Below are 13,765 nucleotides of genomic sequence, written 5' to 3' on the forward strand. Positions count from 1 at the left end.
TCGCCGGTGAAGGCAGCCAGGGTGGAGGCCTGGGTGGCCCAGGCCTTCGCCGCAATGCGCAGTTCCTCGGACGGTTCGGTGGTGATGGTGCCGGCGGCACCGTCCACGTACACCTCAACCCCGTCGCTGATTTCGTCCACGCCGGGGGCGGCGACGACGGCGGGCAGGCCCAGCGCGCGGGCCAGGATCGCGGTGTGCGACTGCGGTCCGCCGCCGGAGGTGATCAGGGCGATGACCTTGGCCGGGTCGAGGGTGGCGGTGTCGGCCGGAGCGAGGTCCTCGGCAGCCAGGATGAACGGCACCTCCGAGGACGGGATGCCGGGGGCCGGGAGCCCGCGCAGTTCGGCCACGATCCGGGCACGCACGTCCAGCACATCCGCGACGCGTTCGGCCATGTAGCCGCCCAGGGACTTCAGGGTTTCAGCTACCGTGGCGGCAGCTTCCCAGACCGCGCGCTCGGCGGTCCGGGCACCGCCCGGAGCCTCCGGCGAAAGGAGCTTGACGGCGGACTTGATCAGCATGGGGTCGGCGGCCATCAACGCGGTGGCTTCCAACACCTCCTTGCCCTCGCCCGTGGCGATCGCGGCGCGGGAACGCAGCTCGGCCTGCACGGCCTTCGCAGCGTCCTTCACCCGCTGCGCCTGCGACTCAACCGTCACATCCGCGGGGATATTCACGTTCGCGTGCGGTTCCTGCACGGGCTTGGGCATCTGCCGCACCGGACCCAACACCCGGCCCGGAGCGACACCAACACCTGAAAAAGTCTGCATGGATCAGTCCTTTAGTTAGCTATCTAACGGCGTTGTCAGGCTGCTGCCGCAACAGTATCAACGGTCTTCTTGACTGCCCAGCGCTTGAGCGCCAGCAGGGTCAGGGCGGTGACCACCACGCCTACTGCGATCGACACGATGAACATGGCGATGTTGCCGATGGCGAAGAAGACGAAGATGCCGCCGTGCGGGGCCTGGGAGGTAACGCCTGTGGCCATGGACAGGGCGCCGGTCACGGCACCGCCAAGCATGGACGCCGGGATGACGCGCAGCGGGTCGGCCGCGGCGAAGGGGATGGCGCCTTCGGAGATGAACGATGCACCGAGCAGCCAGGCGGCCTTGCCGTTCTCGCGCTCGGCCAGGCTGAAGCCCTTCTTGTTGAGGGTGGTGGCCAGCGCCATGGCCAGCGGGGGAACCATGCCGGCTGCCATCACGGCGGCCATGATCTGCCACGGGGCCTGGTTGGCCAGGCTGCCGGCGCCGAGGCCGGCAACAGCGAAGGAGTAGGCCACCTTGTTGACCGGGCCGCCGAGGTCGAAGCACATCATGAGGCCCAGGATGATGCCGAGGATCACGGCCGAGGCGCCGGTCATGCCGGTCAGCCAGGAGTTCAGGCCGGCGGTGATGCCGGCGATCGGGCCGCCGAGGACCAGGAACATCAGGCCGGAGGCCACGATCGAGCCGAGCAGCGGGATGATCACCACGGGCATCAGGCCGCGCAGCCAGCGCGGAACCTGCCAGGTGCCGATCCAGTAGGCGGTGACGCCGGCCAGCAGGCCGCCTACCAGGCCGCCGAGGAAGCCGGCGCCCATGAAGGACGCCACCGCACCGGACACGAAACCGGGGGCGATGCCCGGACGGTCGGCGATGCCGAACGCGATGTAGCCGGCCAGCGCCGGCACCAGGAAGCCGAGCGACAGTGCGCCGATCTTGAAGGCGACGGCGCCCAGGTAGGTGAGCAGTCCGCCGTCGGGCAGGTTGCCGAAGTTGTTTTCCAGAACAACCTTGTCCGCGACCTCAGTGATGTCGTAGCCGCCCAGCAGGAAGCCGAGGGCGATCAGCAGGCCGCCGCCGGCGACGAACGGAATCATGTAGCTGACGCCGGTCAGCAGGACCTTCTTGAGCTTGGTACCGAAGTGCTCACTGGCGGCTTCCGCGGCCTGCTCGGCGGCTTCTTCCGCGCCGAAGTGCGGAACGCGGTGTGCGTTCGGATCGGTGGCGGCAGCGAGGGCTTCCTCGATCATCTTGGCGGGTTCGTCGATGCCGCGCTTGACCGGGGCGTTCACCACGGGCTTGCCGGCGAAGCGTTCCTTGCCGCGGACGTCCACGTCGACGGCGAAGATCACGGCGTCCGCGGCGGCGATCACGGCCGGGTCCAGCGGGGTGACGGCGCCGGAACCCTGGGTTTCCACCTGCAGGTCCACGCCGGCTTCCTTCGCGGCAGCCACGAGGGAGTCGGCGGCCATGTAGGTGTGGGCGATACCCGTGGGGCAGGCCGTGACGGCGACGATGCGCTTCGGTGCTGTTCCGACCGCTTCGCCGCTCAAGGGGGCCCCGCCCGCTTCGCGGACGCCCGAAGCCGCTCCCGGGCCCCCTTCAGCGGCTGCGCTCTTCGCGGGCCCGTCACCGATCGCCTCGGTCACGAGATTTACGATTTCCTCCGGCGAGGAAGCGGCGCGCAGGGCCGCGGTGAAGTCCTTCTTGATGAGGGAGCGGGCCAGCTTGGAGAGCAGCTTCAGGTGCTCCTGGTCGGCGCCGTCCGGGGCCGCGATGAAGAAGATGAGGTCCGCGGGGCCGTCCTTCGCGCCGAAGTCCACCTTCTGCGACAGCCGTGCCATGGCGAGCGACGGCGCGGTCACGGCGGCGGAGCGGCAGTGCGGGATCGCGATGCCGCCGGGAACGCCCGTGGCGGTCTTGGACTCCCGGGCGAAAGCATCGGCGAACAGGCCTTCCACCTCGGTGGCGCGGCCGGCGTTTGTGACCATTCCGGCCAGGTAACGGATCACGTCGGCAGGAGCCTCGCCGAGGTTCTGGTCGAGGGCGACCAACTGGGGGGTGATGAGCTCGGTCACTGTTAGTCCTTCGGAAGGGCCGTGATGGTTACGGCGTCGGGAGTTGTTTGGTGGACTGCCGGGACAGTGGAGCCCGGCAGCGAAGCAGCGGCGGCACCGTGTGCCACAGCCTGACGGAGGCAGTCCTGCGGGGTGCCGCCCTGGGTGGCGGCCAGCAGGTAGCCGGCAAGGGAGGAATCGCCGGCACCCACGGTGCTGACGGCTTGGATCGGCGGGTGCTTGGCCAGCCACGCGCCGTCGGCGGTGACCAGTACGGCGCCCTTGGAGCCAAGGGTTGCGAGCACGGTTCCCACACCGGAGCCGACGACGGCGGCCGCGGCCCGGGCGGCAAGGCCCGGATCCGCTTCCAGTTCCTCGGCGGTGTGCTGCTCGGTGAAGCCGGCCGCGGCGGCCAGTTCGGCCAGTTCTTCCGCGTTCGGCTTGAGCAGATCGGGGCGGCCGTCCTCGCGGCCGCTGATCGCTGCCGCCAGCGGGGCACCGGAGGAATCGATCGCGATCAAGGGGGCGCCGGCGTCGTCCGCGCTGCGAAGGCGGGCGGCGACAGTGGCGTAGAAGTCGGCGGGGACACCCGGGGGAAGCGAGCCGGCCAGGACCACCCATCCGGCGCCCTGGGAACGTTCCAGGAGCAGCTCGATCAGCGCTTCCTGCTGTTCGCCGCTCAGTTCCGGGCCGGGTTCGTTGATCTTGGTGGTGACGCCGTCCGGCTCGGTGAGGGTGACGTTGCTGCGCAGGGGATCGGCGATGGGCAGGGCCGCGAACGGCACCTTGTCCTCGCGCAGGCCGCTGAGCACGGGGTCGGAGTCGCCGCCGGGGAGGACCGCGACGGTATCCAGGCCGGAAGCCACCAGGGCGCGGGAAACGTTGACGCCCTTGCCGCCCGAGTGCTGGTGGACGGCGACGGCGCGCTGCACTTCGCCGCGGGCCAGGGCGGCGGGGAGCTCGACCGTGCGGTCGAGGCTGGGATTGGCGGTGAGGGTGACGATCATGCGAGCACGACGTCCACACCAGCTTCGGCCAGCGCGGCCGAGAGCTCTTCAGAGGGTTCGCGGTCAGTAATCACGGTGTCCACATCTTTCAGGGCGGCGAACTGGACGAGGGTTTCCGCGTCCAGCTTGGAGGAGTCCGCCACGACGACGACGCGCCGCGCGGAGGTGACGAAAGCAGCCTTGACGGCGGCTTCTTCGGGATCCGGAGTGCTGAACCCGAACGATGCGTGGATGCCGTTGGCGCCCACGAAGGCGATATCCGGCCGGAGCCGGTGTGCGGAATCGACGGTGGACTGCCCGACGGCGGCCTGGGTGAGGCCGCGGACGCGTCCACCCAGGATCTGGAGGGCGACGCCGGGGGTGCTGGACAGCTTGGCGGCGATCGGAATGGCGTGGGTGATGACCACGAGTTCGCCGTTGCCGTTCCCGCCGCGCTGGGCTGCCCCGCGCTGGGAGAGGAGGCCGGCGAGGGTTTCGGTGGTGGAGCCGGCGTCCAGGAGGATGCTGCCGGCGCCGTTTTCCGGGATGAGGGCCAGGGCGGCCTGGGCGATGCGGAGTTTTTCGTCCTGGCGCTGGACGGAGCGTTCGCCCACGCTTTCTTCGCGGGTGCTCAGGCGGTCCAGGGGAACAGCCCCGCCGTGGACGCGGCGCAGGCTGCCGGCGGATTCCAGGGCGGCGAGGTCGCGGCGGACGGTTTCAGTGGTGATGCTGAAACGGTCTGCGAGCTCAGTGACGCTGACCCGTCCGCGCTCCGCGACGAGTTCGGAGATCAACTGCTGGCGCTCTTCAGCGAACACTTACCCTCCATTGCGTACTAGCAGAATCCGGTTGGTGACCACCATCACATGATGTGGAATTGCTTGACTCTATCTTTGTTTTCGTGGGTATGTCAATAAAAAACAACATAAACAAAGATCGTCGGGCGTGGCTCGTGAAGGCGGCGTAACGTGCGCGTGATTTTTCGGCGGGTCCCCGGTGTCCCCGCGTAATCCCTATCCCGTGATCCGCCGCCCGGAAGCGTCCAGGCGGATGCCCAAGTGCTTCGGGGTGCGCAGCACGATCGAGCGGTCCACGATCTCGGCGAACGGCAGCCGCTCGCCGAGGTGCCGCTCCAGCAGGGTGATGTCCTCGATGCGGCGCAGCCACACCGCCACCACCAGCGAGTAGTTGCCCACGGTGGTGGTAACGAGCCGGACTTCGTCCAGGCCCACCAGCTTGCCGGCCACCGAACCCACCTGCGTTGCCGGAACGCGCATGAAGAACCACACGTACACGGGCCAGCCGGAGTACGGCCGCGCCACTTCCGATCGGATGACCACGCTTTGCTTCGCGAGGGACGTGGCCAGCACGCTGCGGGCGCGGGTCTGGCTGATGCCGAGCGCCGAAGCGATCGTGCCGATCGAGGCCCGTGCGTCCTTGCGGAGCACTTTGATCAGCTCTTCCGTCAGTCCTGCGGGGATGCGGGACAGTACTTCTTTCGGGGCCGGTATCTCCCGTTCGAGCGCCCGGACTTCGCCCTGGTTGAGGGAGCGGAGCCGCCACACCTGGGCGTCGGCCACCACCTGGATGGAACGGTGCGTGCGCATGCTGCGGATGCCATCCACGGTGGAGAGGCGGTCCAGGACGTAGCGGGACAGCGCGGAATCGTCGGCGCACATCAGGGTGACGATCATGTCCCGGCCGCCGGCGGTGAGGTCGATGGTCAGGACTTCCGGGTCGCCCGCCAATTGCTCGGCCACCGGAGTCATGCTCGCGGGGGAGCACTCGATCTCGAGAATGGCTGTCACGACGTCGGTGCCGCGCCCCGGGTAGCAGCCCATCCACGCCAGTCCCTGTGACTGCAGTTGTTCCCACCGCCGGGCGAGCGTCACCGGGTCCGCGCCGACCACCGGTGCCAGGGCTGTCCACGGTGCACGGGGCCTCACCTGCAGGGCGTGCAGAAGCCGCAGATCGCGTTCATCAAAAACAAGATCCTGCATCTTCGGCCCAACTTTCCTTAATTACCTGCAATTCTAAGGCCGTGTGATGCGCGTTATATAGCTTTGAAGCCCGTTCGGTTCCATCACTCCCCAGCAAGGAATCCCATGACTACTTCAACTCTCAAGGCCGCTCCCCGGCGCACCCGGGAATCGTTGGCATGGCTCTGGCCCATTGGCGGACTGGCCTTGCTGATCGCAACACTGAGCCAGATCGTCGGCCCCATGGTCATCCCCGTCGGCTTCGCGGCCATCACCATCCTGCCGATGGTGTGGGGCATCCTGGCCGGCGGCATCGTCTCCTCGCAGAAGTTCCGATCGCTGCCCAAGAGCTTCCAGTCCGCAGCCGGCGCCCTGATGGGTGTTTCCGTCCTCATCCTGGTGGGCAGCCTGGCCTTCACCATGGGACCGAACCTTCCCCTGCTCTTCCGTGCCGGCCCGGCCCTGCTGCTGCAGGAAGTCGGCCACCTGCTCGGCACCCTGATCCTGGCACTGCCGCTGGCCGTCATGCTCAAGATGGGCCCGGCAACCATCGGTGCAACCTTCTCGATCGACCGCGAAGGCTCCTTCGCCATGGTCAGCGAACGCTACGGCACCGACTCCCACCCATACCGCGGCGTGCTGTCCATGTACGTCTTCGGCACCATCTTCGGCGCCGTGTTCATCTCCCTCCTGGCGTCCATCACGGCCTCCCTCGGCATCTTCGACCCGCTCGCACTCGCCATGGGTGCCGGCGTCGGATCCGGCTCCATGATGGCCGCAGGTGCCGCCAGCGTCGCCGCCCAGTTCCCCGAACTGAAGGAGCAGATCTTCGCCGTCGCGGGCACCTCCAACATCATCACCAGCCTGCTGGGCGTCTACGTCGGCATCTGGATCGCCCTGCCCCTCGCGGACAAGATGTACCACGCACTCGTCCGCCGCTTCCCGCACCTGGGTGCCGCTGCCAATGCAACCCCGGCAGCCGCCTCCACCGAATCCGCAGCCGACCTTGCCGCCGTCGAGTCCGCCGCCGTCGAGTCCGCATCCGCTGAAGCCGAAGGCGACAACCACGGCCCGGTCCGCGTTCCGCTGTACATCGCCATGCCGGTGCTGACCGTGATCGGCATCTTCATCGCGTCGATTGCCGCGGGCGGATTCTCCTGGAACATCGTGGGCGGCTACGCCATCATCGACGCCCTCCTGCTGGCCGGCATGGGCCTGTCCAAGCTCTGCCGCGGCAAGGTGCCCAGCATGGTCTTCATCATCACGCTCGGCGCCCTGCTTTCCAGCCCGGTCTCGCCGATCGCCAAGACCCTGATCACCATGGTTACCAGCGTGAACTTCCTGTCCATCTGCACCGTGGTGCTGACCGTCGCCGGCCTCAGCCTCGGCAAGGACATCCCGTTGCTGCGCCGCATCGGCTGGCGGATCGTCCCCGTGGGCCTGGTCGCCATCGCGTCCTCCTACCTCTTCTCGGTATTCATCGCCCAGGCGACGCTCGGCCTCGGCACGCACTGACGCCCGCCTGAGCTTCCCACCACCACTTCCCGACTCCCGCTTCACCGAAAGGCCACCATGCCCAGCCAAGCCACCGCCGTCGACGTCGAAACCCTCAAGAAGTCCGTCTCCGCCACCATCGGATCGTGGGAAGACCGCCTGCGCGAAGTCAGCCGCGTGATCCACGGCAACCCGGAACTCGCCTTCGAGGAACACTTCGCCGCCGACACCCTGGCGACGATCGCAGAAGAGGCCGGCTTCGCCGTCGAACGCGGCGCCTACGGCATGGAAACCTGCTTCGAAGCGGTGCGCGGCAGCGGCGAATTCACCGTGGTGATCTGCGCCGAATACGACGCCCTGCCGGAGATCGGGCACGCCTGCGGGCACAACATCATCGCGACGGCGGCGCTCGGCGCGGCGCTGGCCCTCGCCGAGGTTGCCGATGAGCTGGGCCTGCGCGTGGTGCTGCTGGGCACCCCGGCAGAGGAGCACGGCGGTGGCAAGGCGCTGCTGCTCGAGGCCGGTGCCTGGGAGCAGGCCACGGTGTCCATGATGGTGCACGGCGCGTCCGGCACCGAGGACTTCAGCTGCGCCATCACCCACTCCCAGGCCGTGGACCGCTTCGCCGTCACCTTCACCGGCCGCGCGGCCCACGCCGCCGCCGCCCCGCACAAGGCGATCAACGCCGGCGATGCCGCCACGATCTCCCAGGTGGCGATCGGCCTGCTTCGCCAGCAGCTGCCGGACGGCGTCCGGCTGAACGCCTTCGTGGAGCACGGCGGCGAGGTCACCAACATCATCCCGGCGCGCGCCGTGGTGAGTGCAGAGGTCCGCGCCCATGACCTCGAAACCCTCGAGGACATCAAGGAGCGCATGCTGAACTGCTTCGCCGGCGGCGCGCTCGCCAGCGGCTGCACCTGGGAGGTTGCGCCCACCGAGCCGCGCTACGAAAACCTCGTGCAGAACACCCTGCTGGCCGGGGCCTGGGACCGGAACCTCCAGGCCATGGGCCGCACCGTGGTGCACAGCTCCGGCCTCACCGGCGGATCCACGGACATGGGCAATGTGTCCCACGCCGTCCCGTCCATCCACCCGATGATTGCCGTTCTCGGTGCCACCGGTGTTCCGCACACCCTGGAATTTGCCGCCGACGCCGGATCCCCCGCGGGCGAACAGGCCGCCCTCGACGGCGCGCTCGGCATGGCATGGACCACGATCGACACCGTCACCAACCCGGAAACCCGCGCAGCCCTGCTCGAACTGCAGGCAGCCCGGCGCCCCGGCGCCACGCGCAGCCCCGCGCTCGGGTAGCGGCACCTGCTCCACCGGACATGTCCATCGTTGGCAGCCGGGAACGGACATATGACTGTTATGTCCGTTCCTCGACGCCGACGGTGGACATGTGCCGTTGTAGGCGGAGCCGCGGACGTTAAGCTTTTCCCCATGGAGACGGTGGTCTGGTCCAAGCCGGAGAACGAACGCGCGGGCACGCCCCTGCTGGTGATGATGCACGGCTACGGCACGGACGAACAGCGCATGGCCAAGCTCTTCCCGGAACTGCCGGAGGAGTTCACGTGCGCTGCGCTGCGCGGACCCATGGTGATCGGCGACGACTACGGCTGGTTCCTGCTGGACTACTTCCTGGCCAACGACTTCGCCGACGTCATCACGGCCGCCAACAAGGTGTTCGCCTGGATCGACTCGGTCAAGGGAAACCACAGCAGCGTCAGCCTGCTGGGTTACTCCCAAGGCATGGCCATGGCCAGCACCCTGCTGCGGCTACGCCCGGACGGCTTCAAGGCGACCGTGGGCCTTTCCGGCTTCGTCCTGGACAACGATCTCCTGGCACTCAGCGAATCCTTCGACACGCCCCCGCCCTTCTTCTGGGGACGGGACAAGGCGGACCCCGTCATCAACGAGGACGCGATCGAGCACACGGCCGCCTGGCTGGAGCAGAACACCGCGCTCACGGCCCGCACATATCCCGGAATGGGGCACCGGATCGAGGCCATGGAAATGGCCGATGTGGGCACCTTCCTGCGCCACTACGTCCTGCGCTGAATCCCCGCGCCGGGCGTGGCCTGACTCTTGTGCCGGGCGCCCACCCAGGCGCCGCCCGCGTAACACTATCGATGTGCCGGAACGGCCCTTGCCCGCTAAAATTGTAAGCGCTTACAATCGCTCGGTGCGGTTCTCCGCCGCACCGTCCCAGACGACGTTTCACCAAGCATGGAAAGGGTTGAGGCCGTGTTGCATGGTTAGTGCCCAGCGCGCCACCATCCAGGACGTTGCTGTCCTCTCGGGTCTGTCCATCTGCACCGTGTCCCGGGCCCTGCGCAATCTGCCCAATGTGTCCGAGAAGGCGCACCGCAAGGTGGCCGAGGCCGCGGAAAAGCTTGGCTACAAAGCGTCTCCCGCCGCGTCCCGGCTGGCCGGCGGAAACACCGGTTCCGTCGCCATCATCGCCCCCACCGCCACGGCCTGGTTCTTCGCCCAGACCGTGGAAGCCGCCGAGGAAATGTTCGCCGACGCCGGCCACGACACCGTGCTGATCAGCCTCCGCAACAAGGCCGAGGTCCGCAGCCGCGTCTTCGGCGACCTCGCCGCCCTGCGCCAGCGGGTGGACGGGGTGCTGCTGCTGAACGTCGAGCTCGACGCCGCTGAGATCGGGGCGCTGGCCGCGTCCGGTCTCGCGGTGGCGAGCGTCGGCATGAGCGGCGTACCGTGGGACAACGTAGGGATCGACGACGAGCAGGCGGCGTGGGAGGCCACCAGCCATCTGCTGGAGATGGGCCACTGGGACCTCGCCGTGCTGGCGGGCCGGGACCTGGGCGGGCATTCGGTGCACACCAGCCGCCGCAGGCTGGACGGCTTCAGCCGCGCCCTGGCCGAGCACGACCTCGAGGTGCATCCGGACCTGGTGATCAGCGCCGGCTCCTCGATCGAGGACGGCCGCCGCGCCATGACCGAGCTCATCGCCAACCGGGCATTGCCCAGCGCGGTGTTCGCCGAATGCGACGAGACCGCGTTCGGTGCCCTGATGGCCTTGCGGGAGCATGGCCTGAGCGCACCGAAGGACGTGTCCGTGATCGGGATTGACGACCACCCCATGAGCTGGTTCCTTGGCTTGAGTACAGTGTCCCAACCCGTGGCGGACCAAGGTGCCTTCGCGGCCAACCTGCTATGCGAACGCCTGCAGAACCCGGAGCAGGACCACGCGCCCACCAACCACTTCCTCGACACCAAGCTGATCGAGCGCAAGACCACCCGACGCAAACGCCGAACGGACAAGAACCATGACTGACTTCCCCTCCACAGCCCCGAGCGCCGCCCCGACCCCTGAAGCGTGGACCGGCGCGTCTGCCCTGCTCTTCGACCTCGACGGCGTGCTGACGCCCACAGCCGTGGTGCACGAGCAGGCCTGGCAGGAACTGTTCGACGGCTACCTCGCCGAAACCGGCCATTCGGACGCCGACGGCAACGGCGGCTACCGGGAGAGCGACTACTTCGACTTCATCGACGGCAAGCCGCGCTTCGACGGGGTCCGCGATTTCCTGGCGTCCCGCGGAATCACGCTCCCGGAAGGCCCCACGGACGATGCCCCCGGCAACGAAACCGTGCAGGGGCTTGGCAACCGCAAGAACCTGATCTTCAATGAAATTGTGTCCACCCGCGGTGTGGAACCGTACGCAGGCTCCGTCCGGTTCATCGAGGCTGCGCAGGAGCGCGGACTCAAGCTCGCCGTCGTTTCCTCCTCCCGGAACGCCCCCGCCGTACTCAAAGCGGCGGGCCTGGACGGCTACTTCCCGGTGGTGGTTGACGGCCAGGTGGCGGCCGCCGTCGGACTTCCCGGCAAACCGGACCCGGCCACCTTCGACTACGCGGCACAACTGCTGGACGTGCCGGCCGAGGAATGCATCGTCGTCGAGGACGCGGTGTCCGGCGTGCAGGCCGGCAGCGCCGGAAACTTCCGGGCGGTGATCGGCGTGGACCGCGGCGCGGGCCGCCAGACCCTGCTCGACGCCGGGGCCACCCTCGTGGTGGACGACCTCGGCGAGCTCCTCTGAACTTCCTCCCCATACTGCTTTCGTAGGAAAGGCACCTGCCCCATGGCACTCATCAGCTCCGACCGGCTGCGCTTCCCGTGTGAACCCTGGAAGCTCGTCGAAGCCGTCCACGTCCCCGGCGACGCCGGCACCCTGGAAACCCTCTTCAGCCTCGGCAACGGCCACCTCGGCATCCGCGGCGGCCACTGGGCTCCCGCCGACGGCGAACTCCCCGGCACCTTCATCAACGGCTTCCACGAAACGTGGGACATCAAGCACGCCGAGAACGCCTACGGCTTCGCCCGCACCGGGCAGCGGATCGTGTACGTACCGGATGCCAACAACTTCACGGTGATGGTCGACGGCGAACAGCTGTCCCTCGCCGAGTCCGCCGTGCGCGACTACCGCCGCACCCTGGACTTCGCCACCGGCGTGTACGAATGCGCCGTCACCTGGGAATGCCGTTCCGGCGCCGTGGTCACCACGGTGGAGCGGCGCGTGGTGGGCTTCGAATCGCGCGGCTGCCTGGGCATCGAATTCAGCCTGAGCTCGGACCGCACCGCGTCCGTGGACATCACGTCCTCGCTCGTCAACCGCCAGGACCAGCCTGTGGAGGACCACTCCGCCCACGATCCCCGCCGCTCCGGCCGGCACGCAGGCCGCGTACTGCGCCCGCTGCACCTGCAGGGCGCGGACGGCTCCTTGCGCCTCGCCTGGGAAACCACGGTGTCCCGGCAGCGGATCGGCGTGGCCGTGGACCACTGGATCTCCCTCGAAGGCCAACCCTTCGAAACCGTTGTGGGGGAGGACGAATCGAGCGTGCGGTACGTCCTGGCCGTGAACGACGGCGAGACCTTCCGCCTGGAGAAGAGCGTCAGCTACGCGGTGAACGCCGTCGAGGAGGCGCTGGATGAGGCGGGCGCCGGCACCGAGGCTGTGGGCGAGGCGCTCGCCGCGGAGGCCGAGATGGGCCTGGCCACCTTCGGTGCGCTCCTTGAGGAAAGCACCGCGCACTACCGCGACTACTGGGCCACGGCGGACATCGTGATCGGCGGCCAGACCGACATGCAGCAGGCCGTGCGCTGGAACCTCTTCCAGCTGGCGCAGGCCACGGCGCGGGCCGGCGTCGCGGGCATCCCTGCAAAGGGCGTGAGCGGCTCCGGCTACGAAGGCCACTATTTCTGGGACCAGGAAATCTACCTGCTGCCGTACCTGAGCTACACCAACCCGGGCGCGGCCCGCCAGGTCCTCGAATCCCGCCACGCCATGCTGCCCGACGCCCGGATCCGGGCCAAGGAACTCAGCGTGGACGGGGCCCTGTTCCCCTGGCGCACCATCAACGGCCTCGAGGCCAGTGCGTACTACGCCGCCGGCACCGCCCAGTTCCACATCGCCGCGGCCATCGCCTTCGCCGCCAACCGGTACGAATGGGCCAGCGGGGACGCAGCCTTCGGCGAGGAGATCGGTGCGGAGCTGCTGATCGAAACCGCCCGGATGTGGGCCTCCCTCGGCTTCTTCGGCAAGGACGGCATGTTCCACATCCACGGCGTCACCGGCCCGGATGAGTACACCGCCGTGGTCAACGACAACCTCTACACAAACGTCATGGCGCGCTTCAACCTCCGGGCCGCGGCGGCACTGGACCACCCCGGCGTTGCCCAGACGGAGCAGATCATCTGGCGCCAAGCCGCGGAGCGCATGTCCCTGCCCTACGATCCGCACATGCACGTCCATTCCCAGGACAACGACTTCATGACCCTGGAGCCTTGGGACTGGAACACCCCGCGGTCCAAGTACCCGCTGCTGCTGAACTTCCACCCGCTGGTCATCTACCGGCACCAGGTGCTGAAGCAGGCGGACACCGTGCTCGCGATGTTCCTGCAATGGCAGGACTTCACGGCCGAGGAGAAGCAGCGCGCCTTCGACTTCTACGACCCCATCACCACCGGCGACTCCACGCTGTCCGCCTGCGTGCAGGGCATCATGGCCGCCGAGGTGGGCTACTCCGATATCGCGCTGAAGCACTTCACCGAGGCCCTGTTCATCGACCTGGACAACACCCACAACAACACGGTGGACGGCGTGCACATCGCCTCCACAGGCGGGATCTGGAGTTCGCTGGTGTGCGGCTTCGCCGGCATGCGGGACCAGGGCGAAGTGATGCATTTCGATCCCCGCCTGCCCGAGGAATGGGAGAGCCTTTCCTTCCGGCTGAAGCTCCGCGGGCAGATCCTGGAAGTGGAGCTGCGGCCGGGCAGCATCGCCTTCTCCGCGAGCGGCACCGGCCTGGAGGTCAGCGTCCGCGGCCAGCGGATCGCCGTCGGGCCCGAAGCGGTGACGGTACCGCTGGAGGCGGTCCCGGCCCCGGCGCCGTCGGTCTTCCCGAGCCTGTTCCCGACCGCCGGCCTGCCCGTGATCGGCACGCTGGAGGGTTAAGCG

General features: G+C 68.2%; 11 protein-coding genes. 6 read left to right on the top strand and 5 right to left on the bottom strand.

Features of this window, described 5'->3' with window-relative positions:
* The 5 genes from BIU82_RS07350 to BIU82_RS07370 form a co-directional block, all read right to left on the bottom strand.
* Positions 1-770, bottom strand: a 770-nt coding sequence (locus BIU82_RS07350) for a PEP-utilizing enzyme (RefSeq protein WP_253182713.1), incomplete at its 3' end; no start/stop codon positions are given.
* A 35-nt stretch (positions 771-805) separates the two neighbouring features.
* Positions 806-2,842 carry a fructose-specific PTS transporter subunit EIIC gene (locus BIU82_RS07355; protein WP_070348823.1) on the bottom strand — a complete coding sequence of 679 codons (2,037 nt, stop codon included), beginning with the start codon at positions 2,840-2,842 and terminating at the stop codon, positions 806-808.
* 2 nt (positions 2,843-2,844) lie between these two features.
* Positions 2,845-3,828: a hexose kinase gene (locus BIU82_RS07360; protein WP_070348824.1), complete on the bottom strand. Its 984-nt coding sequence runs from the start codon at positions 3,826-3,828 to the stop codon at positions 2,845-2,847.
* Positions 3,825-4,625 carry a DeoR/GlpR family DNA-binding transcription regulator gene (locus tag BIU82_RS07365; RefSeq protein WP_070348825.1) on the bottom strand — a complete coding sequence of 267 codons (801 nt, stop codon included), beginning with the start codon at positions 4,623-4,625 and terminating at the stop codon, positions 3,825-3,827. Before BIU82_RS07365 ends, BIU82_RS07360 begins: the two co-directional genes overlap by 4 nt.
* A 195-nt stretch (positions 4,626-4,820) precedes the next feature.
* Entirely contained in the window at positions 4,821-5,807 is a 987-nt protein-coding gene (locus tag BIU82_RS07370) for an Lrp/AsnC family transcriptional regulator (RefSeq protein WP_070348826.1), read from the bottom strand.
* Positions 5,808-5,912: 105 nt separating this feature from the next.
* Between BIU82_RS07370 and BIU82_RS07375 the strand changes: the two genes are divergently transcribed.
* The 6 genes from BIU82_RS07375 to BIU82_RS07400 all read left to right on the top strand — a co-directional run bounded on the left by BIU82_RS07375 (position 5,913) and on the right by BIU82_RS07400 (position 13,762).
* The gene (locus tag BIU82_RS07375; RefSeq protein WP_070348827.1) at positions 5,913-7,301 is read left to right on the top strand and encodes a DUF3100 domain-containing protein; all 1,389 of its coding nucleotides are present in this window, start codon (positions 5,913-5,915) and stop codon (positions 7,299-7,301) included.
* A gap of 57 nt (positions 7,302-7,358) precedes the next feature.
* Complete coding sequence (locus BIU82_RS07380; RefSeq protein ID WP_070348828.1) at positions 7,359-8,591, top strand: amidohydrolase; 1,233 nt, start codon at positions 7,359-7,361, stop codon at positions 8,589-8,591.
* Positions 8,592-8,723: 132 nt separating this feature from the next.
* Entirely contained in the window at positions 8,724-9,341 is a 618-nt protein-coding gene (locus BIU82_RS07385) for a phospholipase (RefSeq protein ID WP_070348829.1), read from the top strand.
* A gap of 193 nt (positions 9,342-9,534) precedes the next feature.
* A complete protein-coding gene (locus tag BIU82_RS07390; RefSeq protein ID WP_070348830.1) occupies positions 9,535-10,584 on the top strand; it encodes a LacI family DNA-binding transcriptional regulator in 1,050 nt (349 codons plus the stop codon).
* Positions 10,577-11,347: a beta-phosphoglucomutase family hydrolase gene (locus tag BIU82_RS07395; RefSeq protein ID WP_070348831.1), complete on the top strand. Its 771-nt coding sequence runs from the start codon at positions 10,577-10,579 to the stop codon at positions 11,345-11,347. Before BIU82_RS07390 ends, BIU82_RS07395 begins: the two co-directional genes overlap by 8 nt.
* A 42-nt stretch (positions 11,348-11,389) precedes the next feature.
* Positions 11,390-13,762, top strand: coding sequence for a glycosyl hydrolase family 65 protein (locus BIU82_RS07400; RefSeq protein WP_070348832.1), 2,373 nt, complete (start codon positions 11,390-11,392; stop codon positions 13,760-13,762).
* Positions 13,763-13,765 lie beyond the last annotated feature (3 nt).

It is taken from the genome of Arthrobacter sp. SW1 (genome assembly GCF_001766675.1).
GTDB lineage: Bacteria > Actinomycetota > Actinomycetes > Actinomycetales > Micrococcaceae > Arthrobacter.